Origin of the sequence: Actinocrispum sp. NPDC049592 (assembly GCF_040675465.1) — a bacterium.
Classification (GTDB): Bacteria; Actinomycetota; Actinomycetes; order Mycobacteriales; family Pseudonocardiaceae; genus Kibdelosporangium.
The window spans coordinates 508,997-531,372 of record NZ_JBFAPA010000002.1 but is presented as its reverse complement, the minus strand read 5'-3'; the positions used below and the strand labels follow the sequence as shown (position 1 = coordinate 531,372).

Annotated in this window: 18 protein-coding genes; 2 read left to right on the top strand and 16 right to left on the bottom strand. The window is 68.4% G+C overall.

The window, feature by feature from the left end; translation table 11 throughout:
* Nucleotides 1-25: 25 nt before the first annotated feature.
* The 5 genes from AB0J95_RS09140 to AB0J95_RS09120 form a co-directional block, all read right to left on the bottom strand.
* On the bottom strand, nt 26-1,573 hold the full coding sequence (locus tag AB0J95_RS09140) for a cellulose binding domain-containing protein (protein WP_364754545.1): 1,548 nt from the start codon (nt 1,571-1,573) through the stop codon (nt 26-28).
* 90 nt (nt 1,574-1,663) lie between these two features.
* Nucleotides 1,664-2,515 carry a hypothetical protein gene (locus tag AB0J95_RS09135; RefSeq protein WP_364754543.1) on the bottom strand — a complete coding sequence of 284 codons (852 nt, stop codon included), beginning with the start codon at nt 2,513-2,515 and terminating at the stop codon, nt 1,664-1,666.
* On the bottom strand, nt 2,512-3,333 hold the full coding sequence (locus AB0J95_RS09130) for a carbohydrate ABC transporter permease (protein WP_364754540.1): 822 nt from the start codon (nt 3,331-3,333) through the stop codon (nt 2,512-2,514). Before AB0J95_RS09130 ends, AB0J95_RS09135 begins: the two co-directional genes overlap by 4 nt.
* Complete coding sequence (locus tag AB0J95_RS09125) at nt 3,333-4,256, bottom strand: sugar ABC transporter permease (protein WP_364754538.1); 924 nt, start codon at nt 4,254-4,256, stop codon at nt 3,333-3,335. The genes AB0J95_RS09130 and AB0J95_RS09125 overlap by 1 nt, the downstream gene beginning before the upstream one ends.
* Before the next feature lie 96 nt (nt 4,257-4,352).
* A complete protein-coding gene (locus AB0J95_RS09120; protein ID WP_364754536.1) occupies nt 4,353-5,636 on the bottom strand; it encodes an ABC transporter substrate-binding protein in 1,284 nt (427 codons plus the stop codon).
* 143 nt (nt 5,637-5,779) lie between these two features.
* Between AB0J95_RS09120 and AB0J95_RS09115 the strand changes: the two genes are divergently transcribed.
* Nucleotides 5,780-6,490, top strand: coding sequence for an FCD domain-containing protein (locus AB0J95_RS09115; protein ID WP_364754534.1), 711 nt, complete (start codon nt 5,780-5,782; stop codon nt 6,488-6,490).
* Here AB0J95_RS09115 and AB0J95_RS09110 read toward each other — a convergent pair.
* The 11 genes from AB0J95_RS09110 to AB0J95_RS09060 all read right to left on the bottom strand — a co-directional run bounded on the left by AB0J95_RS09110 (nt 6,487) and on the right by AB0J95_RS09060 (nt 19,226).
* Nucleotides 6,487-7,038 carry a GNAT family protein gene (locus tag AB0J95_RS09110; RefSeq protein WP_364754532.1) on the bottom strand — a complete coding sequence of 184 codons (552 nt, stop codon included), beginning with the start codon at nt 7,036-7,038 and terminating at the stop codon, nt 6,487-6,489. The two genes, AB0J95_RS09115 and AB0J95_RS09110, sit on opposite strands and share 4 nt — an antisense overlap.
* 15 nt (nt 7,039-7,053) lie before the next feature.
* Entirely contained in the window at nt 7,054-8,202 is a 1,149-nt protein-coding gene (gene dgoD / locus AB0J95_RS09105; protein WP_364754529.1) for a galactonate dehydratase, read from the bottom strand.
* 10 nt (nt 8,203-8,212) lie between these two features.
* Complete coding sequence (locus AB0J95_RS09100; protein ID WP_364754526.1) at nt 8,213-8,902, bottom strand: SDR family oxidoreductase; 690 nt, start codon at nt 8,900-8,902, stop codon at nt 8,213-8,215.
* Nucleotides 8,899-10,893, bottom strand: a complete 1,995-nt coding sequence (locus tag AB0J95_RS09095; protein ID WP_364754524.1) for a hypothetical protein — start codon at nt 10,891-10,893, stop codon at nt 8,899-8,901. Before AB0J95_RS09095 ends, AB0J95_RS09100 begins: the two co-directional genes overlap by 4 nt.
* A 290-nt stretch (nt 10,894-11,183) precedes the next feature.
* Nucleotides 11,184-12,887 carry a DUF6119 family protein gene (locus AB0J95_RS09090; RefSeq protein WP_364754522.1) on the bottom strand — a complete coding sequence of 568 codons (1,704 nt, stop codon included), beginning with the start codon at nt 12,885-12,887 and terminating at the stop codon, nt 11,184-11,186.
* A gap of 195 nt (nt 12,888-13,082) precedes the next feature.
* A complete protein-coding gene (locus tag AB0J95_RS09085) occupies nt 13,083-14,672 on the bottom strand; it encodes a cation acetate symporter (protein ID WP_364755042.1) in 1,590 nt (529 codons plus the stop codon).
* An 8-nt stretch (nt 14,673-14,680) separates the two neighbouring features.
* The gene (locus AB0J95_RS09080) at nt 14,681-15,034 is read right to left on the bottom strand and encodes a DUF485 domain-containing protein (RefSeq protein WP_364754519.1); all 354 of its coding nucleotides are present in this window, start codon (nt 15,032-15,034) and stop codon (nt 14,681-14,683) included.
* Nucleotides 15,035-15,096: 62 nt separating this feature from the next.
* Nucleotides 15,097-16,842, bottom strand: coding sequence for a cation acetate symporter (locus AB0J95_RS09075; protein ID WP_364754516.1), 1,746 nt, complete (start codon nt 16,840-16,842; stop codon nt 15,097-15,099).
* Between the two features lie 226 nt (nt 16,843-17,068).
* Complete coding sequence (locus tag AB0J95_RS09070; RefSeq protein ID WP_364754513.1) at nt 17,069-17,419, bottom strand: hypothetical protein; 351 nt, start codon at nt 17,417-17,419, stop codon at nt 17,069-17,071.
* Nucleotides 17,419-18,168 (bottom strand): LytTR family DNA-binding domain-containing protein, encoded by a 750-nt coding sequence (locus AB0J95_RS09065; RefSeq protein ID WP_364755040.1) that lies wholly within the window; start codon nt 18,166-18,168, stop codon nt 17,419-17,421. Before AB0J95_RS09065 ends, AB0J95_RS09070 begins: the two co-directional genes overlap by 1 nt.
* Nucleotides 18,168-19,226 carry a histidine kinase gene (locus AB0J95_RS09060; protein WP_364754510.1) on the bottom strand — a complete coding sequence of 353 codons (1,059 nt, stop codon included), beginning with the start codon at nt 19,224-19,226 and terminating at the stop codon, nt 18,168-18,170. The genes AB0J95_RS09065 and AB0J95_RS09060 overlap by 1 nt, the downstream gene beginning before the upstream one ends.
* 169 nt (nt 19,227-19,395) lie before the next feature.
* Between AB0J95_RS09060 and AB0J95_RS09055 the strand changes: the two genes are divergently transcribed.
* Nucleotides 19,396-22,317: a BTAD domain-containing putative transcriptional regulator gene (locus tag AB0J95_RS09055; protein ID WP_364754508.1), complete on the top strand. Its 2,922-nt coding sequence runs from the start codon at nt 19,396-19,398 to the stop codon at nt 22,315-22,317.
* Nucleotides 22,318-22,376: the final 59 nt, after the last annotated feature.

The following is a 22,376-nucleotide window of genomic DNA, read 5'->3' as shown; positions in this document are numbered from 1 at the left end:
CCCGCTCAGAGGAACAACTCTCGTTCTAGAAGCCAGCAGTGACCCTGGTGAAGTCCCAATCGGACTGTGCGATGCCACTGCAGTTGGACACCACGCCGCCGCCCGGGCAGCCGCGGTCGCGGTTGACCGACCAGAACGCCAGCCGGCCGAGGCCGTGCGACTTGGCGTAGTCCCGGATCTGCGTCCAGGTCGCCACCGTGGTCATCTCCTGCTGGTCGGACAGGCCGTTCATGCCGGAGATGCCCATGTGGCTGTAGGCCTGGGCGTCGCTCCAGCCGAACGAAGACTTCAGCTTGTTCTTCAGGCCTTCCGCGGCGTTCACCGTGTCGGAGCCGATGTTCCCGCTGCCGAAGTCGAACGGCATGATCGTGAAGATGTCGATGTTCGCGCCCAGTGCGCGGGCCTGGTCGATCAGCCGGTTGCCGTAGAAGGTCGGGCCGGTCGTGCTCGTGCCGAAGGTGACGATCGTCTGCACGCCGGGGTTGTTCTGCTTGACGATCTTCAACGCGTTCAGGATCCGGTCCTGCACGGTCTCGTTCTCGAACTCGTCGGTGTTCTCGATGTCGATGTCGATCGCCTTGAGCCCGTATGCATTGATCACCTGCTGGTAGGCGCCGGCCAGGGCCTGCGGGGTGCCGCAGTTCGGGCCGAGCTTGTTGCCGCTCCAGCCACCGAACGACGGGACCACATCGCCGCCGGCGGCCCGGATCTGCGAGATCGAGGTGGCGTCCACGCTGCCCTGCAACGGCCGCGAGCCGTCCCACGCCGGGGCGCAGCCACCGGACGAGAGCACGAACGCCATCGTGAACCACTTGATACCAGTGGCGTTCATGACCGTCTGCGGGTTCGGCGGGCTGCCCCAGCCGTTGTAGATGTACGGCGCCGCACGGCCGCCACCGGTCGGGCAGCCGGTCGTGGTTCCGGTGACGGTAGAGGTTTCCCCAGACTCACCAAGGCTGTTGTACGCGGCCACGGCGTAGGTGTGCGACTGGCAGGTGCCGAGGCCTGAGATGGTCGCCGAGGTTCCGGTCACGGTCGCGCGCACGGAAGTGCCTTCGTAGACCCGGTATCCGGTGACGGTGCCGCTGGAGGCGCCCCACGACAAGGAAATGCTCGTGTTGTTCGATCCGGTGATGCTGGGTGCGCCCGGAACCCCTGGCGCACCAGGCGTTGTCGGACCACCGTCACAGCCGCCGCCGTTCAGCCGGCAGTTCTGAATCCCGCCGAAGTTTCCCGGGCTGCCGTTGAACCCGAACGACGCGCTGGCGCCGACGGCGAGCGGGCCGGCCCAGCCGGGTGGCGTGAACGTGTAGTGCTGGCCGCTGCTGGTGCGGGTGGCGTCCCAGGAGGTGGTGATCTGGGAGCCGGACGGCATGTCGAACTCGACCGTCCAGGTGGACAACGTCGTTGTGCCACCGTTGGTCACGGTGACCTTGCCTTCGAAACCACTGCCCCAGTCGGACACCTTGACGAAGGTCGCGGTGACACCGTTGGCGGCGCTGGACTGTGCGGGGACGAACGTGACGGCCGCCAATGCGGCGACCGCGGCCGTGAGGAGACGTCTGGTACGCATGGAAATGCTCCTTACACAGGGCAGGGCGGAGCGTTCCGTTGAACGGGAGGTTCACGTACCTGAAAGAATGGCTTAGACCATTCCGCCTGGTCAATACCCCAGGCTGACCGTCGTGCGGCAGATGTCCAGCACCGGTTCGGCGTACCGCGCGGCCGGGCTGTGATGCTCGAGTTCCGCGTACCCTCCGTAGTGACCGTCGTCCTCGAACACCTGCACCGCGTCGCCCTGGCCGGAACGATCGGCGCCCAGCGGATGGTCGCAGTAGCGACGGTCGGGATGAACCTCGATCACCCGCTCGATCGTCACCCCGTCACGGGAATAACGCATCGGCCCCGCGACGACGTCCGGCTGGATCCCGATCTTGGCCATGAACTGGCCCGGCAGTTCGACACAGGCATGGCCGTCACGGACGGTGAACCGGCGCCCGTCGAACGGCCGGAGATAGTCGCGGTACGCCCACTCCCCCGCCAGATCCAGGCGCAACCGTCCGCCGGCCGGCACCTGCAGCACACTCCACGCGCTGACCTCTTGATCGGGCGGACCGGCAGCGACCTCGACGCGGGTGTGCACCTCGTAGATCACCCGGCGGGAGTCGGCGTACTTCAGGCAGACATCGCGTCCAATGTGGACCTGAGTGGTGGAACCATTGCCGCGGTGGGTAAGCACGGGATCGGCGGCGTAGGAAGCGTGCCCCATCGCCAGGCTGATCGTGCGCCACTCCCCCGGGTCGATCGGCGCCGGGACGACGTGCCCGCTCAGGTCGTTGGGATCGTCGGTGGCCCAGAACCAGTCGCGTTCCGGGCCGAGCCACAGCCGGTCGCCACCGACGTTCCAGTCCGGGGCGTCCGGCGCGGCCCAGAACGCTTCCTTGCCACCAAGGGACACCTGCAGGACGCGGCCGGGCACGAGATCCATCCGGCCGCCGGCCCACTCCCAGCTCACTTGACCGCCCCGACCGCCAGACCCGACACGAAGTGCTTCTGGAACCGCAGGAACACCGCGACCGTGGGGATGGCCGCGATCACCGAGCCGGCCGCGATCACGTTCCACATCGACACGTACTGTCCTTGCAGGCCGAGCAAAGCCGGGGTGACCGGCATCTGCGTCCCGGTCTTCAGAACGGTGATCGCCCACAGCAGGTCGTTGAACACCCAGGTGAACGCCAGGGCGGCCAGCGCGGCGAGCGCCGGCCGGGTCAGCGGCAGGATGATGCGGACGAACACCTGCAGCGTGCCGGCGCCGTCGATCACCGCGGCCTGCTGGATCTCCGACGGGATCGCGCGCATGAACCCGTGCAGCACGAACGTGTAGAAGCCGAGCCCGAACCCGATCTGCACCACGATCAGCGCGGTGAGCGTGTCGTAGATGCCCAGCACCTCGGACAACCGCGACACCGGGACCAGCAGGATCTGCGGTGGCAACAGGTTCCCGCCGAGCATGACCAGCAGGATGGTGCGCCGGAACGGGATGTCGAAGCGGCTCAACGCGAACGCCGCCATCGCACCGAGCAGCAACGTGATGATCACCGTCGGGATGGTCACGATCAGGCTGTTGAGCATGGCCTGGTTCTCGCCGCCCGCGCTCCACGCCTCACCGAAGGCGGCGAGGGAGAACGAGTGCGGCAGGCTGCCGACCCCGTTCTGCGCGATGTCGTCGAACGTGCGGAACGCGGTCACCAGCACCAGTGCGATCGGCAGCAGCCAGAGGATCGACACGCCGCCGACGAACGTGTGGTACGCGGCGGTACGCAAGCGCTTCATCAGTCCGCCTCCCGGAAGGCCCGCACCAGGTATCCGACGATGACGCCGAACGCCAGCACGAAGATCACCACGGCCAGCGCCGAGGCGTAGCCGAGCCGCAGCGACTGGAACGCCGTCGAGTACATGTACGTGCTCAGCAGCTCGGACGAGTGGAACGGCCCGCCGCGGGTCAAGGCCCAGACCACGTCGAACGATCGCAGCGAGTCGATCACGATCACCGACAGCACCACCGAGTTCACGCTGGACAGCTGTGGCAGGGTGATGTTGGTGAACTTCTGCCAGGCGGTGGCACCGTCCACAGTGGCCGCTTCGTAGAGCACCGGGTCGATGCCCTTGAGACCGGCCAGGTACAACACCATGATGTAGCCGATCTGGCGCCACAGCGCGGGAACGATGACCGCGTACATCGCGGTGTCCGGGTCGGCGAGCCAGGAGTGCTGCCAGCTTTCCAGGCCCAGTCCGCCCAGCAGGTTGTTGATCAGGCCGTCCGGCTGGTACATCGCCTGCCAGATCAGCGAGGTGGCCACCAGCGAGAACACCACCGGCGTGAACAGCGCCGAGCGGTAGAACCCGACCCCGCGCCGTTCCTTGGCCAGCAGCAGCGCCATGCCCAGGCCACCCAGAGCGGACAGCCCGCCGAAGAGAATGAGCCACAACACGGTGTGCCACAACGAGGACAGGAAGATCTCGTCGGAGAACATCTCGACGTAGTTGCCCAGGCCGACCGCCCGCGGCGCGGTCATCCCGTCCCAGCTGGTGAACGAGAGGAACACGCCCTGGATGGCCGGCCAGAACACGAAGAAGCCCTCGACCGCCAGCGGGACGAGCACGAAGGCCAGCAGCACCGGCGACAGCCGTTTGCGCTTGCGCCGCCGGACCGGCGCGGGCCGTGTCCGGGGACGCTCGACGGTCAGTGTCGCCACCTCGGCACCCTCCCTGTCAACCAGCAAAGTACAAAGTGGACTTGCGGCCGCCCGCCCCGCCGCATCCACGGGCGGGCGGCCGGTCTGCGGAGAAGGTCAGGCCTTCCAGATCTTCTCGGCCGCGCTCTGCCAGTCGGTCAGGATCGAGTCGATCTGGCCGGGCTGGTCGAAGAACTTGACCAGGGCGGTGTCCGCGGTCGGCTGCAGCGCGTCGGAGGAGTCCCGGTTGAAGAACTGGGTGATCTCCTTGGCGTCGGCGAGCAGCTTCTTGCCCTTGTCCACCAACGGTGTCGAGGCCGCCTTGGCGTTCGCGTTGAGCGGCAGCACGGTGCTCGTCGATGCCTTGACGTACACCTCCTGCGCCTCCGGGGTGGCCATGTAGGCCAGGAACTCCTTGGTACCGGCCACATGCGCGGAGCGGGCGCTGGCGAAGAACCCGTCGGTCGGGCCCTCCTCGGCGACCGGCACGCTCGGGTCGATGATCGGGAACTGGAAGAAGTCGATGTCGTCCAGCTGGTCCTTGGGCGCCGCGTCGGCGAAGAAGGTGCCGATGAGCATCATCGCCGAGCGTCCCTGCAGCAGCGACGTGGTCGCGTCCTGGAAGGACACCGCCGTGGCCTGCTTGTCGAAGTACGGCAGGACCGTCTTCCACCGGTCGAACACCTTCTTGACCTGCGGGTCGGTGAAGCTGTGCTCGCCGGCCAGCAGCTCGCGGTGGTAGGGCGCGCCGTTGATCCGGATGTTGAGGTAGTCGAACCAGGCCGACGCGACCCACGGCGTGCCGCCGCCCGCGCCAAGGCCGATCGGCGCGACGCCCTTGCCCTGCAGCGTCTGGCAGAGCGCGATGAACTCGTCCCAGCTCTTGGCCGGCTGCACGCCCCACTTGGCGAAGTTGGACTTGCGGTAGAACATGCCCCACCAGTAGTTGCTGATCGGGACGATGACCTGCTTGCCGTTCCTGTCCGTGCACAGCGACTTCACCGCGTCGCTGTAGCCGGATGTTTTCTGCCACACATCGCTGATGTCCAGCAGCAGCCCCTTGTCCGCATAGGACCGGGCCACGCTGCCCACGTACCACGTGTACACATCGGACGGTTGCTGCGCGGTCAGATAGCTCGGCAGCTGCGTCCGGAAGGTCTCCGACGCGATCGTGTTCAGGGTGGCCTGGGTGCCCTTCTTGGCGTTGAACGAGTCGATCAGCGCCTGCATGGCCGCCTTCGCGGCGGGCGCCGAAAGGTTGGACTCGATACTGACCGCGCCGGTCGTCTGCCCGCCGGCTCCCCCGGTGGCCGACGTGGCGCATCCCCCGAGCAACGTCGCCGCCCCAAGGCCGCCGATACCTGCTAAGAACCCTCTGCGGCTCAGGCCGTCGTTGTTCATTGGGCCTCCATCTCGCTACCTGCACTGCTAGCGCTGGCGACGAGATTGCAAGAGTGGCGCGCCCATGTCAAGATAAATTACTAAATTATTAGCGATGGGTGCCCTGAGATACTTGGGCGGGAGACCGACCGAAGGGACCGAAAGTGGCCGACTACCAGCTTCGCGGGGTGCACGGGCAGACCGTCGCGGCCTTGGCCGGGCGCATCCTGTCCGGCGACATCCCGGAGGGCGCGACGCTGGACCTGGTGACCCTGCGCGAGGAGCTGGACGTCAGCCTGACCGCGTTGCGCGAGGCGCTGAAGGTGTTGTCCGCCAAGGGCCTGGTCGACGCGCGGCAGAAGCGCGGCACGTTCGTGCGCGCCCGCGAGGCCTGGAACATGTTCGATGTGGACGTCATGCGCTGGCGCTCGGCCGGCCCGCCCGACCTCGGGCTGCTGGAGGACCTGACCGAGGTCCGGTCGGTGATCGAGCCCGCCGCCGCCCGGATGGCCGCCGAACGCGCCACCGCCCAGGACATCGAGGACCTCGGCGCGGCGCTGGCCCGGATGGCCGACCCCGAGCAGGACGCCATCGAGGCCGACCTGGACTTCCACCGCGCCCTGTTCGGTGCCACGCACAACCAGTTGCTGGTGGAGATGCAGCGCGTGCTGGCCAACGGCCTGGCCATGCGCGACAAGGTCGTGCACGCGGCCGAGGCGGACGACCCGGTGCCCAGCCACCAGAAGGTCCTGGAGGCCATCCGCAGCGGCGACTCCCCCGCGGCCGAGCTGGCCATGCGTGAACTGCTCGACAAGGCCACCGAAGACTTCCAGCGCGCCTCCGAGCCCGTGGTCGACTACCGCCCGGCCCCCTAGTCGGTGGGCAGCAGGCTGTAGACGACCGTGTCCCGGCGGCCGTCTTTGAAGCGCATGTGCGAGCGCAGCACGCCTTCCCGGGTGAAGCCTGCCTTCTCCGCGACGCGCTGGGAGGCGAGGTTGTCCGGGCCGCAGGTGAGTTCCAGGCGCGCCAGGGACAGCTCCTCGAACGCCCACGCCGACATCAGGCGCAGGGCCCGGGTGGCCACGCCGCGGCCACGCGCGTCCGCGACGACCCAGTAGCCCACCGACGCGCGTTCCTCGGCCGGATCGACGTCGTAGAGGGATCCCGCACCCAACAGGACGTCCGGGCGCTCAGCGTCCACTATGGCCAGGTTCAGCGAGATCCCGGCCAGCCGGTCGGCCTCCTGCGCGTCGAACCGCCCGTCCATCTGCTCCCAGGTGAACGGCTCGGCCGACGGCCAGGAGAACCGCTGGACCACCGGGTCCGAGAACGCCTCGAACCGTTGCCGCTCCTCGGATCGCCGCCACGCGCGCAGCGTGACATCACCGTCGGTCAGCGGAGGGTCGGGGAACGGCAGTGCCATTCCCCCAACCTAACGTCACCACTCCGCGAAGCTCCCGTCGGCGTGCCGCCACACCGGGGAATGCCAGTCGTGGCCCTGCCGGTCGGCCCGGCGGACCTGTTCCTCGTCGATCTCGATCCCCAGTCCCGGCCCCAACGGCCGCGCCGCGTACCCGTCGGCGAAGTCGAACGGCGACGGGTCGGTCAGGTAGTCGGTGTACTCGGTGCCCACGTTGTAGTGCATGCGCAGGCTCTGTTCCTGGATCAGGAAGTTGGGCGTGGCGAAGGCGACCTGTAACGCCGACGCCAGCGAGATCGGCCCCAGTGGGCAGTGCGGGGCCAGGCTGGCGCCGTAGATCTCGGCCAGCGCGGCGATCCGGCGCAGCTCGGAGATCCCGCCCGCGTGCGACGGATCGGGTTGCAGCACGGCGACTCCGGCGTCCAGCACGGGTTTGAACTCCCACCGCGAGTACAACCGTTCCCCGGTGGCGATCGGGACCGAACTGCACTGCACCACGGAGGCCCACGCGTTGCCTTGCGTCTCGCCGAGGATCGGTTCCTCGACGAAGATCGGCTGCACCTCCTCCAGCATCGGCAGCAACCGGCGGGCCATCGCGGGCGAGACCCGGCCGTGGAAGTCGATCGCCAGATCCCGGTCCGGGCCCAGCACCGCCCGCGCCTCACGGGCCCGCTCCAGCACCGCCTGCGCCTCGGCGGGGGTGTCCACCGCCCGCATCGGGCCGCAGCCGTTCATCTTCACCGCGGTGAAGCCGCGTTCCACTTGCGCGGTAACGGCTTGCGCGATCCCGGACGGACGGTCCCCGCCGACCCAGGAGTACACGCGCACCTGGTCGCGCACCGGGCCACCGAGCAACTCGTGCACCGGCGCGCCCCGGTAGCGCCCCGCGATGTCCCACAGCGCCTGGTCGAACCCGGCGAGCGCACTGGAGAGCACCGGCCCGCCGCGGTAGAACCCACCGCGCCGCAACACCTGCCAGTGGTCCTCGATGCGCAACGGGTCCTGCCCGATCAGCAGGTCCGCCATCTCGTGCACGGCGGCCCGCACCGCCGCGGCCCGCCCCTCGACGACCGGCTCGCCCCAGCCAGCGATCCCCTCGTCCGTGCTGACCTTCAGGAACAGCCAGCGCGGCGGCACGAGGAACGTCTCGATACCGGTGATCTTCAACCGTGCTCCCTCACGACGAGTCCTTCATGACCGTCCAGCCACCGTCCACCACAACACTGGCCCCGGTCACGAAAGACGCCTGCGATGACAACAAGAACGCGATGACCGCCGCGACCTCGGCCGGATCTCCCAGCCGGCCCAGCGGGGTCGCGGCCGCGCTGCGGTCCCGGTCCGCCTCGGACACCCGATCCCACGCCCTGGTGAGAACCGGGCCCGGCAGCACGGAGTTCACCCGGACGGCGGGCGCGTACTCCACGGCCAGTTGAGAAGCGAGGGACTTCAGGCCGCCCTTGGCCGCCGCGTACGCCGGGTGCCCGGGGATCCCCACGACCGCGTGCACGGACGAGACCAGGACGATCGCGCCTTTCCGTTCCCGCAACGAAGGCAGGCACGCGTGCGCGCCCAGGTACGCAGCGGTCAGATTCACCTCGAGCTGCCGCGTCCACTCCGCCCGGGTGGTCTGGTCCAGGGGTTTGACGGTCACCGTGAAAGCGTTGCTCACCAACGCGTCCACGCCGTCGACCGACGCCAGCACCCGATCCCACGTCTCGTCGGCGGCCACGTCACCAACGATCGTGACGTGCTCGCCGTCCTGGATGTCAATGCCCACAACGGTGTATCCGTCGTCCTTGAGACGGCGACAGGCCGCGGCGCCGATTCCCGACGCCGCGCCCGTCACCACCGCGACCCTAGAAGTCACAACACCACCTGGTGCACCCGTCCGTCGACGCCGCGGAACGCGACCCACGCGGATCCGTTGTCCCCGGCGGCCGCGCCGAGGGAACCGTCGAACGCGTTGCTCGGGAACTCTCCACGCGGGAACCACCCTCCCCATGAGCCGTCGGAGAAGTTGCGCTGCCACAACGTGTAGTCGCTGGCACGCGCGAACAGGTAGATCCGGCCGAGGGTCGCCACGATGGCCGGGCTGCCGCTGATGGTGCCGCCGAGGCCGGCCCACGCGCCGTTCTCCCAGATCCAGACCGAGTCGTCGGCGGTGCGCACGGCCACGTGCGGGCCGTTGCCGTCCACCACGGCACTCGGGCGGCCGTAGATCGGCTTGCCGTTGGGCGCGCCGATGCTGGACCACCAGGCGTTCGAGGGGCGCTGCCAGACCTGGCCGTCCTTGCCACGGGCGAACAACGTCCAGCTGCTGGGTGAGGTGAACGCGACCGTCGGGGCGTCGGTGAGGTCGCCGCCCAGCCAGATCCACGGACCCCACTGTCCATTTCGGAACGTCCGCTGGTATGCCGCGTTGTCGCTACCGCGGACGAACAGGTCGATCCGGCCGCCTGCCGAGCCGTACGCGGCCGGCTGCCCGAGGATGCGGTGCCCGTCCAGGCGGGTCCACTGCTGAGCCCAGTTCGCACCCTTCCGAGTGTTCATCAGAACGCTGCCGTCCGCCGCACGGGTGAACGCGGCCGCGTCGGTGTCGGAGAACCGCACCAGCGCCGGGCTGGCCGTGGCGTCGCCGCCGAGGTCCGCGCCGGGGGCGTAGTCCGTGCCGCTCAGCTTGAGCATCGCGGTGCCGTGCGGGGGAACCGTCGTGGCGTAGGAACCGGTGAACGTGCCGAGGTCCTTGCGCTGGCGCAGATCCCGGATCTGCACGTCGCCGGACAGGCCGGCCTTGGTGAAGTCGACCGAGATCATGGAGGGCGTGTCGTTGCGGTTGAGCAGCACCACGGATCGCTGGCCGCGGCCGGACAGGACCTTGCTGTAGACGTCGCCGACGCCGGAGGTCTGGATCCGCACGCCCTGGATGCCGAGCCGGTCCTGGTCGACCGCGATGATCTCCGGGTTCTTCAACGTGTTCAGCATCGACTGCGGCAGGGTGCGCGGGTCGGAGCCGATGATCAGCGGGCCGGCCATCTGCGCCCACATCACCAGCTGCGTGGTCGACTCCTCCTCGGTGAGCTCGTAGCTGCCGTCGGGCAGTTTGCGCATCGGCAGCAGGTAGTCCGCGTCGTTCCAGTGCCCGGGGCCGTTGGCCTCCGGGTGCCAGGCGTTGGTGTCCATGGCGCGCACGATGTTCGCCCACTCGCCCGGGGTCGGGTTGCCGAACGCGAGGTCGGTGTAGGTGCGCCAGGAGTCACCGGTGGTCGGGCCCCAGATGTAGTTGTTGTTCGCGGCCTGCTCCGGGGTGATCGGCACGCCCCACTCGCTGGTCACCGGGTTGCACAGGTTCAGCAGCATCTTGCGGCCGGTCTTCGCGACCGCCGCGCTGAACTGGCCGAACGCCGTGCCCGGGTCGAGCTTCTGGGCCAGGCCGCAGAGGAAGTCCACCTTGATGGCGTCGAACTTCCAGCCGGCGAACTGCTTCGCGTCACGCTCGTAGTACCCGCCGCTGCCCAGACCGCAGCTCTTGCCGCCGTCGTAGGCACCCGCGTCGGTGTAGATCCCCGCACGCAGGCCGCGCTTGTGGATGTAGTCGACAATGGACGGAATGCCGTGCGGGAACCGGGTCTGGTCCGCCGCGAGCCGGCCCTTGGTGTCGCGCGGCGGCGTGGCCTGCCAGCCACCGTCCAGCCACACGATGTCATAGCCCGCGTTGCGCAGGCCGCTGGACACCAGGAAGTCCGCGACGCCCTTCACCGCGTCCTCGGTGGGCGCACCCAGCCCGTAGTACGTGTTCCAGCCCATGTAGGGCGTGGGCGTCAGGCCGCTGTTGTAGTACTGCGGCGCTCCCTGGTCCACCGTCCCGACAGGACTCCCATGATCGCCGTACGGGTCACTGCCTGCCGACACCCCCGGCGCGACAACCACCCCGGCTAACACCGCCAGGACACAAGCCTGAACCAAACGACGCATCATCGCGACGCCCTCACTTCCGGCACGGGACTTCTCCGCAGGTGAGATTGCCTTGCCGCAGCTCGGGTGTCAACGTTTATTAATAATTAATGAGCTGCTGTGTCCGGTGACAGTGCGTGCACGACACAGGACCCCGTGCCGCAGGCGACTGAGCCACCCCGCGTCGATGGGGGCGCCTACGGGATCACCGCGATCCGCAGCGGCACGTTGCAGGTGGACAGCGCGACCGAGGCGGACACCAACGCCGAACGAGCGAACGTGAACAGCGTGTTCGGTTCCAACGCCTTGTCCGACCTGTGAATCGCGTACACCAGTCCGGACGGGCGGGAGCCGAGTGTGGCCGCCCTCTTCTCGTCGTGGCTCCCGACCAACGTGACGAATTCGTCCCACGTGGCCCTGTCCGTCAGGCTCTCGATCGCGACGAGCCCTTGCGCGAACAGGTGGCTCAGCGCGGAGGAGCCGGTGTCAGTACTAACCTTCTTCACGTGTACCAACACGTTACCCGGCCCAAGTAGGTCACAGGCCTCGAAGCCCCGTGGGTGGATCCGCGTCCGGATCAGCTTGCGGTCAAGGCACATGAACCTCGTGTCGACCTCGGCGACGTGACGGTTGTAGGCGCCTTCGACCACGACGCCGGCCTCGTTCGGCGGCGCCGTGGTCCACGCGGGAAGTTCCCAGTCGGGCCCGTCCTTGAACGCATCCGAGACAACTCGGTCGACATGGTCGAGATACTTCTCCCCGAACTCGTACCAGTCGCCATCGATGAGGATGAACCGATAGTCGGGATTGATGATCTCGGCCGCCATCCAGTGCAGGGCCGAGACTTCGCCACCAAGGCTCACGCCGGAGTCGTCGAAACCCTCGATATACCCCGTCCGCAGAACTCGGAGACACTCCTCCGCCGTGCAGTGCCGGACACCGGCTCGAAGATCGTCGACAGTCAGATCGTCAGTGTCGAAGGTGACTTGACCGATCTGCCCGCGGAAGCGTCGAACTCCAGGTCCATCGTAGTAGCGCGCCGGATAGGCAACGCCGATCTCGCCATGGTCAGGATCCTCGTTCGCGAGCAAGTCCGCAGCAGTGGAGTCAAGCAGTTCCGCCATCTCCGTGCCACGCGCGAGCCGTCGCACCCACTGAAGCGGTTCGAGCCTGTCGTGCACCGGCAAGTGATCAACGACCTGCGTGAGAAAACGTAGATCGGACACCAGCGAATCACCCTCGATGCCTAACGGCACATGAAGGCCATCACCACATTCCAAACCAAGCTTGAAGTTCCGACGTTGCCCTCGCTTGTGCACGTATGCGAGATCCACGGTGATGTGAGAACTCACCTTGCCGGTCAACCTTCGTACCAACTCAGCGTGTTCACGGAGGCCGAAGGCCCACAGCCCTTGGCCGCCAGGCACCATGTTTCGGTCAACCCGGGACTTGGCACTCAGCGCCCACCGAGTGACCTGCCTGATGTCGTCGGGATCAAGCAACCTGACGGCGACATCCAGCCCGAACTGCCGATCGATCCTGCCTTCGTGGAGATACCGCCATCCATGGCCGAAGGCCAACGCGTAGTTGACGTCGTCCACGCGTAAGAACAGTGCAGCTGATGCTGTAGCGGTCGTGAACCCGAGCGCCACGCCGGTCAGGGACCGCACAGCGGCGACCCATTCCACTGGCGCGGTCTCGGATTCTCCGGAAACCAAGACAGCCGGTGATGAACCAACTTCGAGCTCGTCGATGCGAAACTGTTCCTGATCATCCTCCAGAATCTTCGTGGAGATCAGTTCATGTAACGGCTTCGGCGAGTCCATACGATAGACGTTGGTCACGCGAGTACCAGCAGAGACTTGCGTCTCGCCAAATCCGGTTTCCGGGTCAGCAGTCACGGTTCAGCGATAGCAAGAACGGAGCGGCGAGGTCCACATCAAAACCGCCGAAACACTCTTTTGGTTAAACTATCGCCGACTCGCGTAACACCGATACCGATCGAAGGGATAACCGTTGGTTGGGGTGGGTCCTGAATGGACGAGAGGGCCACGCTCCCCAACGAAGCGTGGCCCTCTCCTTTCCCCAACCCTCGGTCAGTGCTGGATGGCTTTCTCCGCGCCCACGCCGGTGAGGGCGCGCACCTCCATCTCGGCGTACTTGGCGTCGTCGCGTTCCTTCGACAACACCGTGCCGAGCCAGCCCAGGATGAAGGACACCGGGATGGACACCAGGCCCGGGTTGGTGAGCGGGAACCAGTGGAAGTCCGAGCCCGGGAACATCGCGGTGGCCGAACCGGAGACCGCCGGGGAGAACACGATCAGCACGATGCAGACCGCGAGACCGCCGTAGATGCTCCACAGCGCGCCCTGGGTGTTGAACCGCTTCCAGAACAACGAGTAGAGGATCGTCGGGAGGTTGGCCGAGGCCGCCACCGCGAACGCAAGTGCCACCAGGAAGGCGACGTTCTGGCCGTTGGCCACGATGCCGCCGGCGATGGCCACGGCACCGATGATCACCGCGGTGATCCGGGCGACCTTGACCTCCTTCTCCGGTGAGGCCTTGCCCTTCTTGATGACGCTCGCGTACACGTCGTGGGCGAAGGACGCCGAAGCTGTGATCGTCAGACCGGCGACCACGGCCAGGATCGTCGCGAACGCCACGGCCGCGATGAACCCGAGCAGCACCGGCCCACCCAGCGCCTGCGCGAGCAGCGGCGCGGCGGAGTTCGCCTTGCCGGGAGCCGCGTTGATGGCCTTCGCGCCCACCAGCGCGCCCGCGCCGTAGCCGAGCACCAGGGTGAACAGGTAGAAGATGCCGATCAGCCAGATGGCCCAGACCACCGAGCGCCGCGCCTCCTTGGCCGTGGGCACGGTGTAGAACCGCATCAGGATGTGCGGCAGGCCCGCGGTGCCGAGCACCAGGGCCAGCGCCAGCGAGACGAAGTCCAGCTGGGTCAGGCCGGTCTTGCCGTACTGCTTGCCCGGCTCCAGCGCGGCACCGGCCTTGGCGCCGTCACCCAGCAGCGACGACAGGTTCAGGCCGTACTTGCCCAGCACCCACAGGGTGATCGCCGCGGCGCCCACGATCAGCAGCGCCGCCTTGATGATCTGCACCCAGGTGGTGCCCTTCATGCCGCCGACCAGGACGTACACGATCATCAGGACGCCGACCACCGCGATCACGGCCGCCTGTCCCACCTTGCTGGTGACACCCAGCAGCAGCGCGACCAGACCGCCCGCGCCGGCCATCTGGGCGAGCAGGTAGAAGAAGCTGACCACGAGCGTGGAGGTCGCCGCGGCGGCCCGCACCGGGGTCTGGCGCATGCGGAACGCCAGCACGTCGCCCATCGTGTACTTGCCGGTGTTGCGCAGCAGCTCCGCGACGAGCAGCAGCGCGACCAGCCAGGCCACCAGGAAGCCGATGGAGTAGAGGAAGCCGTCGTACCCGTTCAGCGCGATCGCCCCGGCGATGCCGAGGAACGAGGCGGCCGACAGGTAGTCGCCGGAGATCGCGATGCCGTTCTGCGGGCCGGTGAACGCCCGGCCCGCGGCGTAGTAGTCCGCCGCGGTCTTGGTGTTGCGGGAGGCCCGGAACACCACGATCAGGGTGACCACGACGAAGGCGCCGAAGATCGAGATGTTGATGGCCGGGTTGCTGCCCGACACGCTCTGCGCGAGGGTCACGGGTGCGCTCACTTGTCCTCGCCTCCCTCGATCTCCTCGCGGATCTTCTCGGCCTGCGGGTCGAGCTTCCGGTTGGCGTAGCGGACGTAGAGGCCGGTGATCACGAAGGTCGACACGAACTGCAGCAGCCCGAAGATGAGCGCGACGTTGATGTTGCCGAAGACCTTGGTGGACATGAAGCCGTGCGCGTAGTCCGCCAGCAGCACGTACAGCAGGTACCAGACCAGGAACAACCCGGCCATCGGGAAGACGAACCGGCGCAGCCTGCGCCGCAGCTCGACGAAGTCGGGACTGTTCTGGACCGCCGTCCAGTCCTGCGAGTCCGGCTCCGGCGGCCTGGTTTCGGGCGAGACGGTACTCACGCAACCTCCCTGTCGCGGCATGTGTTCCGCGACACGTTAGGAAGCCGGTTCACCCATCGGAATCATTCCCGGACAAACCGCCGAACCATGCGACGAACGGTCGACGAACGGTCATCGTCCACAGTCGAGTGGCCTGGGTCACGTTCGTGCTCGCGCAGGTGCAGCCGGAGCATCGCCGCACGCGACCAGGCCGGCGGCCGCCCGAACAGCGAGACCACCACCATCGTGCCGAAAGCGAGCGGAACTGACCAGGGCGCGGGCTGGGCCACCAGGATCGCCAGCCAGCCGTCCACCGGTGGGCCGGACAACGTCGCGATGATCGCTCCGGCTGTGGCCAGCAGACCCACTGCGACACCGGCGATCGCGCCCGGCGCGGTCAGCCTGGACCACCAGATCCCGAGGACCAGCAACGGACTGAAGGTCGACGCGGCCACGGTGAACCCCCACGTCACCAACGTTCCCGCGTCCATCCTGGCCGCGGGCAACGCAAGCAGCACAACCGCCGCCGCCGCAAGGACAACCGTCACCCGCAGCTGCCGCAGCCCACCGGCCAGCAGGTCATGCGAGATCGCGCCGGACACGACCAGCAGCAGCCCCAACGAAGTCGCGAGGAACGCGGCGAACGCACCCGCGGTCAGCAACGCTGTGAAAGCGTCTCCCCACGCTCCGTTATCGACCTGCGACGGCAACGCCACAACCGCCGTGTCGGTGGCCCCGGAGAGATACAACTGCGGGACGAGCACCCGGCCCAGGACACCGTAAATGCCTGGGAACAAGTAGAAAGCGCTCAGCAGCACCACTGTGAGGGCCGCTGTCCGGCGGGCGGCTCGGCCGTTCGGGCTAGTGTGGAAGCGCATCAGGACGTGCGGAAGTCCCATCGTGCCAAGCATTGTCGCCAGCAGCACGGCCCACGTGCCGAGCAACGGCTGGCCCGCGTTCTGCACGTCGATCAACGGCCGTTCCCAGCCCGGCCCACCCGGCGGCGTCTGCCCCTGCAGCCCGGGCACCGCGCTGCCCGCCGGGAACACCAGCGTCCGGCCCGCGTCGACGTGGAACTCCCCTGGCGGCAACGTGATCGTTTCGCCACCGGGTGTCCGCACGACGGTGTTGTCGCGGACTTCCAGCGTCACCGCCGACCGGAAGGTCACCGGCGTCTCGTGGGCGAAGTGCGTGAACTCAACGGGATGAACGGCGTCGTCGCGTACCTCCGGGCCGACCCGCAGCAGCAGCCAGATCGCCGGAACGATGAACAGCACCAGCTTCAGGCAGAACTGGAACGCCTGAACATAGGTCGCCGCCCGCATCCCGCCGAGCGCCAGCGTCGCACTCACCGCAGCGCCCGCGATCACCACACCCACCCAGTACGGCGTCCCGCTGACCACACTCAGCACCAGGCCCGCGGTCCGGAACTGCGGCACCAGATACAGCCCGCCGATGACCAGAATCGTCACCGCGGCAAGCCTTCGGAGCGGTGGCGACGCCAGCCTCGCCTCCGCGAAGTCGGGCACCGTCAACGCCCCCGACCGCCGCATCGGCGCGGCCACCAAGGCCAGCATCGCGATGTACCCGGCGGTGAACCCCACCGGATACCACAGCGCGCCGACCCCGTCCTTGACCACAAGCCCAGCCACACCTAGGAAAGAAGCCGCCGACAGATACTCTCCCGACACCGCCGCCGAGTTCAGCAACGGCGAAACCCGCCGCGACGCCACCAGAAAGTCGGACGTCGTCCGCATCGCCGCCACGCCCCGCAACCCCACCAACAGAGTCACGAGCACCACCGGCGCCACCGCGAAAGCCGCGATCATCCACCCACCCCCCAGCGACGCCGGGCAAGCCCGAAGCCGACGCGGTGAGGGCTCGCGAGCGAAGGCTCCGCGCAGAGGGTGGTCCCGAGCCTCGGCCCTCCAGCCCGCGCCCCAGTATGGACCTGCCCGCCCATCCTGCCGAGGCCGCCGACGGGACCCATGTCACACCGAACCGCCCCAGCTACACCGGCGCCGCCCCAGCCACAGAACCCGCCAAGGGCCCTGTTCACGACTCATCCTCAGGAGCCTCAGCCCGCCGCAACTGCCACACCGCGAGAAAAACCATGGCCGGAAACGGAATCACCACGACCATCAACCAGGACAACGGCACCCCGACAACATGGATCCCATCCAACTCCGGCCACAAAGCAAAAACGACCGGCAACAACAAAACCAGCGCGAACAACAGCCCAACCGCCAAAACCGCCCTGCGCCGCTGAACCCGAAACAACCCGACCGCCCGCTCAGCATCAACGGGATCCAAAGCGGGCACCCGCCAACGCCCCCGAGACCGCCTGCGAGCGTGCGCCAACCGGGTCTGCGGGCTGGTGACCGCCACGCGGCGGTGGGGTGCCATCAGACCCGCCGGTCAAGCTCGCCGCGTTGCGCCGCCCGCAGCAGCCGCTCCCGCAGCTCCCGCGAATGCCGCCGCGACACCGGCACATCACCAAGGTCGGTGTGCGCCAACAAACCACCCACCGCGTCGCTCCGCAACTCCCGCACCGAAGCCAAAGCCACCAGGAACCCCCGGTGCACCCGGGCAAAACCCGCGCTCTCCCAGTACTCCTGCAACCTGGAGATCGGCATTCGCACGAGATGAGCCCCGGTCTTGGTGTGCAGCCGCACGTAATCCCCGTGCGCCTCAACGAACTGCACGTCACTGCGCCGCACGTACTGCGTCCGGCCGCCGATCTCCACCGGCAACGCGGCCATCGCGTCCACAGAGGACTCCGGCGCCGCGGTCGCCCGCTTCGCCACGCGCGCCAGGGTGTCCGCGAGGCGTTCGGCGCGCAGGGGTTTCAGCAGGTAGTCGACCGCGCCGATGCCGAACGCGGCCACGGCGTGTTCCTCGTGTGCGGTGACGAAGACGATGACCGGCGGGTCGCTCAGCTTGGTCAGCAGCGAGGCCAGTTCCAGGCCGTCCAGACCGGGCATGGAGATGTCCAGGAACACCGCGCCGAACCGGCCGTTCTGGATCATCTTCAGCGCGCTGATCGGGTCGCCCGCCCCGGCGACCTCGGACACCTCGGGCGACTCCCGCAGCAGCCGGCACAGCTCGTCCAGCGCCGCGGGCACGTCGTCGACGGCCAGCACACTCAGCCCCATCACGGCATCACTCCCGGTTGGAACATCGGCACCCGGACCACGACCCGGGTCCCGGCGTCGAGCGCGGTCTCCACCACGAGCCCGAACCAGGACCCGTACACGTTGCGCAGCCGACGGTCCACATTGGTCAGTCCCACGCTGTCCGCACGGCCCTGCCCGGCCAGGATCCGCTCGGCCTCGGCCGGGTCCATGCCGACCCCGTCATCCTCGATGCTGATCACGCAGTCCGACCCCTCGGCCTCACCGCGCACCTGCACCAGGCCGGGCCTCGAGCGCGGCTCGATCCCGTGCCGGACCGCGTTCTCCACCAACGGCTGCAGCACCAGGTATGGAATCGCGACGGCCAGAACCTCTGGCGCCACACGGATCTGCACGCGCAAACGTTCGCCCAGCAGCGCCCGTTGCAGCGCCAGGTAGGTCTCGATGGCGTGGAACTCGTCCGCCACCGTCGTGTAGTCGCCGTGCCGCGCGAGGCTGTAGCGCGTGTAGTCGGCGAAGTCCAGCATCAGCTCGCGCGACCGGTCCGGATCGGACTTCACCAGCGAGGCGATCACGGTCAGTGCGTTGTAGACGAAGTGCGGCGAGATCTCCGCGCGCAACGCCCGCAGCTCGGCCGCGGCCGCCTGATCGGCCAACGCGTCCAGCCGGGTCCGCTCCAGCGCCGAACTCACCCAGTCCGCCACCTCACGCACCGGCGACATCCGGCGCGCCCCACACACCACCAAGGCCCCGACCAGTTCGTCGCGGACATGCAACGGCAACGCGACAACCGGCAGCCGCCCGGCGCGAACCTCGTTGTGCAGCGCGCTGTCCACCAACGCCGCAGCACCGTCCGGCTCGGCCCCGGCCCATTCGACGTTCCCCGAGAGGTCCGCGAGCCCGACCGCGGTCACCCCGAGCAACCGCCGGATCCCCCGCGCCGCCGCGCGCACCCGCGGCCCGGACAGCCCGCCCGCGAGGTCGGCCGCGACCCGGCGGGCCACCGCGAGCGTGGTGGTAGGCGAGACCTGCAAGGCCTTCGACCAGGCTCGCACGGACCGAGCCGGCTCCACCGACATCGACCCGCTCCCAACCCCGTCGACGAACCTGAGCCACGATCCTAACGAAACGGACTGTCCCACCCCCGCATTCACCAGTCACGATCCGGTGCATTAGCACAGCGGGCAACCCGGGGGCGGTTCGCTGCGTGCTCCGAGGAAACGGCAGATCGCATACAGTGAGCGCGGGATGGAATTTCAACTGTTGGGGCCGGTACGGGCGTGGATGGGCGGCGAGCCCGTTGATCTTGGCGTCCGCAAGCAGCGGTTCGTGCTGACGATGCTGCTGCTCGAGGCCAACAGACACGTCTCAGCGGACCGCCTGGTCGAGCTGACCTGGCCGGACGGCGCGCCGGACAGCGCGCGGGCGGTGATCCACACCCAGGTCAGCAGGCTGCGGTCGGTGCTGTCGGTCGCCGACGACGTCTCCCTGGTCCGGGAAGGCTCCGGGTACCTGCTGCAGTGCGACCCCGGCCAGATCGACTGGTTCCGGTTCCGCACGCTGGCCGCGCAGGCCCGCACCGGACCGGACGAGCAGCGGATCGAGCTGCTGGAGCAGGCGCTCGCCCTGTGGGAGGGCCCGGCGCTGTCCTCGATCACCGCCGAGGACGTGCGGCTGCGGCTGGCCCGCCCGCTCGACGAGGCCCGGCTGACCGCGCAGGAGGACCGGTTCGACGCCTACCTGCGGCTCAACCGGCACGCCGAGATCATGCACGAGCTGACCGAGCTGGCCGCCGAGCACCCGGACCGCCAGCAGCTGGTCGCCCGGCTGATGCTCGCGCTGCACCGCTCGGACCGCACCCCCGAGGCGCTGACCGCCTACCAGGACCTCTACCAGCGGCTGAACGAGGAGCTTGGGCTCGAGCCGGCGCCCGCGTTGCGCCAGTTGCACCTGCAGATCCTGCGCGACGACCCCGAGCTGCAGCCGTTCAGCGGTCCCCGGCAGCTGCCGCCGGACGTCGACCACTACGCGGGCCGCGGCGAGCAGCTGGGCACGCTCGTTTCGTTGCTGCGGCCCGGTTCGACGCTGCCGGTGGTCGCGATCACCGGGAAACCCGGGCTCGGCAAGACCGCGTTGGCCGTCCGCGCCGCGCACCGGGTGAGTTCCGCGTTCCCCGATGGGCAACTTTTCGTCGACCTGCACGGCGCCGGTGCGTCCCCGCGCGACCCGGCCGAGGTGCTCGCGCGGTTCCTGCGTGACCTCGGCGTGGCCAGCGCGGACATCCCGGCGACGCTGGAGGAACGGGCTGGGTTGTTCCGCGACCGCACGGCGACCCGCCAGGTGCTGGTGGTGCTGGACAACGCCTCCTCGGAGGACCAGGTCCGGCCGCTGTTCCCGGGCAACCCGTCGTGCGCGGTGCTGATCACCAGCCGGCGGCGGCTGACCGGCCTGGACATGCGTGACCTGATCGACCTGGATGGCTTGGACGACGCCGATGCGCTGGCCCTGCTGACCGATCTCGCGCCGCAGGTCTCCCCTTCGGCCGCCGCCAGGAAACTCGTGCGGCTGTGCGGCGGGTTGCCGTTGGCGTTGCGGATCGTCGGCACGCGGCTGCGGTCGCGTCCACATCAGACGGTCGAGGACCTGGCCGCGCGGCTGGAGGACTCGCGCAACCGGCTGGACGAGCTGGTCGGCGGCGACCGGGAGATCCGGGCGGGCTTCGAGCTGAGCTACGACAGCCTCACCGGCGACGAGCAGCGCGCTTTCCGTGTCCTGGCGCCGCTGCCGACCTTCCCGGTGTGGGCTGCCGCCGCGGCTTTGGGCGTGGAGGTGCGGGCGGCCGAGCGGTTGCTGGACAGCCTGCTCGACGCGAACCTGCTGGAGTCCGGGCCTTCGGGCAGGTACTACTTCCATGACCTGATTCGCTTGTACGCCAAGGAGTTGTTGTCTGCTGAGGAGCGCGAGGAAGCCCGGGTCCGGCTCGCCGCGGTGTACGTGAACCTCGGCATGCGGGCCGATGCGAAGCTGGAGTTCGGTGGGCTGCACCGGTTCGAGCCGCCGCCGCTGACCATCGAGGCACCCCGGGTCGAGGACGATCCGGTCGGCTGGTTCACCGAGGAGCATCCCTCGATCCTGCTCGCGGTCGAGGAGGCCGCCGCTGTTCGGGATGACGAGACGACGTGCCGGTTGTCCGCCCTGCTGGCGGCTTTCCTGGAGTTGCAAGCGCAGTGGGCGGACCTGAAGTCGGTCGCGTCGGTGAGCCTGGCTGCCGCCGAGCGGATGCGAAGTCCTTATTGGACGGCCTATGCGTTGCTCGCCACCGGCCTCGCCGCTCGGGAGACGCGCGACTTCGCCGCTTCCGAGCGGGCGTTCCGGCAGGGGCTGACCATCCTGCCGGCCGCCGGCGACTCGCTGCTGGAGGTCGTCACGCTGCTATCGGTCGGTGTGGCCAAACGCTTGCAGGGCCAGTGGGACGAGGCCGCCGGGTACTTCGCGGAATGTTTGTCCACATTGGAGGGTTTGGACGAGCCGCGCTGGCGGGCTTACACGTTGCGGGAGTACGGCGTGCTGTACCGGTACCGCGGCCAGTGGGCGGAGGCCATCGAGTGCCTGACCGAGGCCGTGTCGACCTACCACGAGCTGGGCAACTCCCGGTGGGAGGGCGCGAGCCTGCGCGAGCTCGGCATCGTCCACCAGGACATGGGCGACCGCGCGACGGCCGCGGACATGTTCAGCCAGAGCCTGGAGCTGCTGCGGATCGGCGGTGACCGGCGGCGGATGGGCGCCGCGCTGCGCTGCCTGGCCTGGTCCGCGCTGCTCAACGGAGACCTCGCCGCGGCCCGCAACCACGCCATCGAGTCCCGCGAGCTCCTGCTGTCCACACTGGACACCCACGGCCTGGCCTGCACGGAGGTCCAGCTGAGTGACATCCACCTGGCCCTCGGCGACCTCAGCACGGCCAAGACCCACCTCGACGCCGGCGTCACGCGCCTGAGCACCTCCGGCGACCCCCGCTGGCGCGCGAAGTCCCAGATCAGCCTCGGCCGCTACCACCAAGCCACCGGCAACCACCAGGAAGCCGTCAAAACCTGGCGCCAAGCCCTGGAAACCCTCGAAAAACTAGGCGCCCACGAAACCGACGCAGTCCGCGCCCTCCTCGCCGCGGAGTAGCGGACCACGCCGATCCACCGGGCGGCCGAGCAGCGCCAGCAGCACAGCCACAGCCCGGC

Bases quoted from the DNA above. Each gene is read 5' to 3' on its own strand.
- AB0J95_RS09055 (WP_364754508.1), top strand. From the start codon at position 19,396: ATGGAATTTCAACTGTTGGGGCCGGTACGGGCGTGGATGGGCGGCGAG.
- AB0J95_RS09060 (WP_364754510.1), bottom strand. From the start codon at position 19,226: ATGTCGGTGGAGCCGGCTCGGTCCGTGCGAGCCTGGTCGAAGGCCTTG.
- AB0J95_RS09120 (WP_364754536.1), bottom strand. From the start codon at position 5,636: ATGAACAACGACGGCCTGAGCCGCAGAGGGTTCTTAGCAGGTATCGGC.
- AB0J95_RS09110 (WP_364754532.1), bottom strand. From the start codon at position 7,038: ATGGCACTGCCGTTCCCCGACCCTCCGCTGACCGACGGTGATGTCACG.
- AB0J95_RS09065 (WP_364755040.1), bottom strand. From the start codon at position 18,168: ATGGGGCTGAGTGTGCTGGCCGTCGACGACGTGCCCGCGGCGCTGGAC.
- AB0J95_RS09140 (WP_364754545.1), bottom strand. From the start codon at position 1,573: ATGCGTACCAGACGTCTCCTCACGGCCGCGGTCGCCGCATTGGCGGCC.
- AB0J95_RS09130 (WP_364754540.1), bottom strand. From the start codon at position 3,333: ATGAAGCGCTTGCGTACCGCCGCGTACCACACGTTCGTCGGCGGCGTG.
- AB0J95_RS09070 (WP_364754513.1), bottom strand. From the start codon at position 17,419: ATGGCACCCCACCGCCGCGTGGCGGTCACCAGCCCGCAGACCCGGTTG.
- AB0J95_RS09075 (WP_364754516.1), bottom strand. From the start codon at position 16,842: ATGATCGCGGCTTTCGCGGTGGCGCCGGTGGTGCTCGTGACTCTGTTG.